Raw genomic sequence first — 2502 nt, forward strand, 5'->3', positions numbered from 1 at the left:
TGATGCAAGTCGTCGCCACCAGGTCCCCTGCAGGGGACCTGGTGGCCATCGCAACGGATTTCAGCGTCTGGGACACCTGTGTGCTGTACCGGGCGCGCTGGACCGTGGAGTGCACCTTCGCGAGCCTCAAGGTCCGCGGCTTTGACCTAGAGCGCACAGGCATCACTCAAGCCACTCGGTTGGAACGCCTGTTCGGGCTGGTCATCTTGGCGTGGGTGAGCTGCCTGCGGGTGGGTGTGTGGCTCCAGGCACAGGGGCCAGTCAAGGTGAAGGCTCATGGCCGCCCGGCCATGAGCCTTGTGCGGTACGGCGTGGAACGTCTTTGCAATGCGCTGCGCTGGATGCTGCCCGAGTTGCCCTGCCTAATCAAGCTGCTGAGGACTCCATTTCCCATGCCAGACGGGGTTTAAAGGAAAGATGTCCGGTACAGAGGGCCGGGCCTCATTTCAACTTCTCCGACAGCGCGTGTTGATGGCTGTGTGACCAGCCGTCATCAAAAGTGACGGTGAACCTGTCCGAGGGGTTCATTCCACCACCACCCCACTGCAGGTCATGGCCACTCTCTTTCCTTTCCGCTCACCGCACCCAGGCCGCGCCATCCTCGTCCGGCTGAGGTCCCTTTCGACGCACCGCGCGTCCCCGGGTCTGAAACCAGCTCCAGAAGGCCAGACCCATCAGCAGCACCTCAGCGAGATCGCCCCAGTAGTACATGCGTTGGGCGGCCGCCTGAAGTTGCTCCGGTGTTTCCCCCACTCCCCTGGGCCACTGTCCTGCGTACATCACCTTGGCGAGCGTGGCGTGTCCCGCAGTGCCCAGCAGCAGGGTCACCAGCCGCACCCGGAAGGAGGCCCGCGTCGTCACCGGCTTTACGCCGGCCAGGGTCACCGTGTAGAGAAACCCTGCCGCCACGACGTGGACTACCACGGCCGCATGCACCATGGCCGAGTCCAGCATCAGGCGGTACAGACCCGTGAGATACAGCAGGTAAAGCCCGCTCACGTTCAGCAGCAGCACGCCCCCGGGCGAGGCCACCAGTTCCAGCGGGCGTGAACGCAGCCACCCGGTCAGACGTCGTGCAGCCTTCACAGGCAGACTGCGCAGCAGCAGGGTTATCGGCCAGCCCAGCGCCAGCGCGAGGGGCGCGAACATGCCCGCCGCCAGATGCTGCGCCATGTGCCCCTGGACACCAGCGTGCGCGGCTTCATTCAGCGCTGGTGAAAAGGCCCAACTCAGCAGCCCCAGGCCAAGCAGGAAGGTGACCGTCCGGGCTGCCGGCCACCTGCGCCCCTTCCGGCGCTGCCCTGCCACCATCGCCAGGTAGCCAGCGCCCAGCAGCAACAGCATGAACCACACCAGCAGTGAGAACGCGGGCGGACCACTGACTGCCGCGTGCCCATGTGCAGCAGAGATCACGGTCCGGGTGTGCGGCGCGTCGCCTGACGGTGGAGGGCGAAGCCCATCAGGAGCAGCGCCAGGCCCAACAGGTTCCACACCAGGTCGTAGGTCAGCAGCGGCACGTCGTAGCGGATTTGGTGGACGCGCAGCACCTTGTGGTCGATGAGACCGTCGAAGAGCTGAAAGCCGCCCAGACCCAGAAACAGCCCGGCCCAGAAGAAGGGAGGCGCAAAGGCCCGAGCCCGGAGCGCGTCGGCCAGCAGGAAGATGCCGGCCACGATCGCCATCAGCTCGGCCGCGTGAAGAAGGCCGTCGCTGAGCAGGCCGATGGCCGGCGTCGAGCGGTCATAGAAGTGGTGCCAGCCGAGCACCTGATGGAAGATGATCTCGTCCACGCCGGCCATGAACGCGGCGCCCAGCAGCAGGCCACTGAGACGGGAGCGACGCAAGTCCGGCTGAGTTGGGGAAAGGGTCGTCATATCAACCTCCTGGGTGGATCAAGGATATACACGGGTCGACCGAGGGAGTTGGGTCCCTCCATGCCGAGGACTTGATAAGCCCACCTGCGCTGCGCCAAACGCGGCATGCCCAGCCTGTTCCCGGAACTGTTCCGGGACATCACCGAGGACCGACGCGGCACGCTGTTCGAGAGCGTCATTCCATAGACACTGCGCTCCTCATGGCACGGCTCGACGAATTCCACGTCCAGCCAGTACGCCGCCTCGTCCTCGGTCACGCCGTCGAGTTCCTGACACCACACGGCAAAGGCGGCGGCGCGCACCTCCTCGTGACAGCCCAGATAGTCCGCCAGGGCGATGCGATCGGCCGCGCTGAGTGCATCTCTGGGTTCACCGTGGTCTGCGGCGTACGCACGGGCCAATAGGTCCGCCAGTTCAGTGGGCGTGAGTTCAGGCAGGCGCATGCTGCGCTCAGGATACCGGGTGGCGCCTGCCGGGACATGGAAAAAGCGGCCCGAAGGCCGCGTTGATTCCTTCAATATAGGGTGGTATTCAGCCCCTGTCAAATTTATGCATCGGGTGGGTAGTGGACTTCCGAGCATGACGGGTGTTCAATGAAGCATGAACGGTTTGAAGTGTCCGCAGTGCG

The 2502-nt window shown here is 64.6% G+C and carries 4 protein-coding genes; 1 reads left to right on the forward strand and 3 read right to left on the reverse strand.

Annotated features, from left to right (window positions below; genetic code table 11):
• Positions 1 to 410: transposase (locus IEY31_RS18420; RefSeq protein ID WP_188974412.1), on the forward strand; the 410-nt coding region annotated here is incomplete at its 5' end.
• Positions 411 to 576: 166 nt separating this feature from the next.
• On the opposite strand, the gene IEY31_RS18425 is transcribed toward IEY31_RS18420, so the two are convergent.
• Genes IEY31_RS18425 through IEY31_RS19000 form a run of 3 tightly spaced genes read right to left on the reverse strand, consistent with a single transcriptional unit; the run spans position 577 to position 2317 of the window.
• Positions 577 to 1413: a cytochrome c oxidase assembly protein gene (locus IEY31_RS18425; protein WP_229723775.1), complete on the reverse strand. Its 837-nt coding sequence runs from the start codon at positions 1411 to 1413 to the stop codon at positions 577 to 579.
• A complete protein-coding gene (locus tag IEY31_RS18430; protein WP_188974413.1) occupies positions 1410 to 1874 on the reverse strand; it encodes a DUF2243 domain-containing protein in 465 nt (154 codons plus the stop codon). The genes IEY31_RS18425 and IEY31_RS18430 overlap by 4 nt, the downstream gene beginning before the upstream one ends.
• Positions 1871 to 2317: a hypothetical protein gene (locus IEY31_RS19000; RefSeq protein ID WP_308424344.1), complete on the reverse strand. Its 447-nt coding sequence runs from the start codon at positions 2315 to 2317 to the stop codon at positions 1871 to 1873. Before IEY31_RS19000 ends, IEY31_RS18430 begins: the two co-directional genes overlap by 4 nt.
• Positions 2318 to 2502: the final 185 nt, after the last annotated feature.

This window comes from Deinococcus aerolatus, from assembly GCF_014647055.1.
In the GTDB taxonomy this organism is placed as follows: domain Bacteria; phylum Deinococcota; class Deinococci; order Deinococcales; family Deinococcaceae; genus Deinococcus; species Deinococcus aerolatus.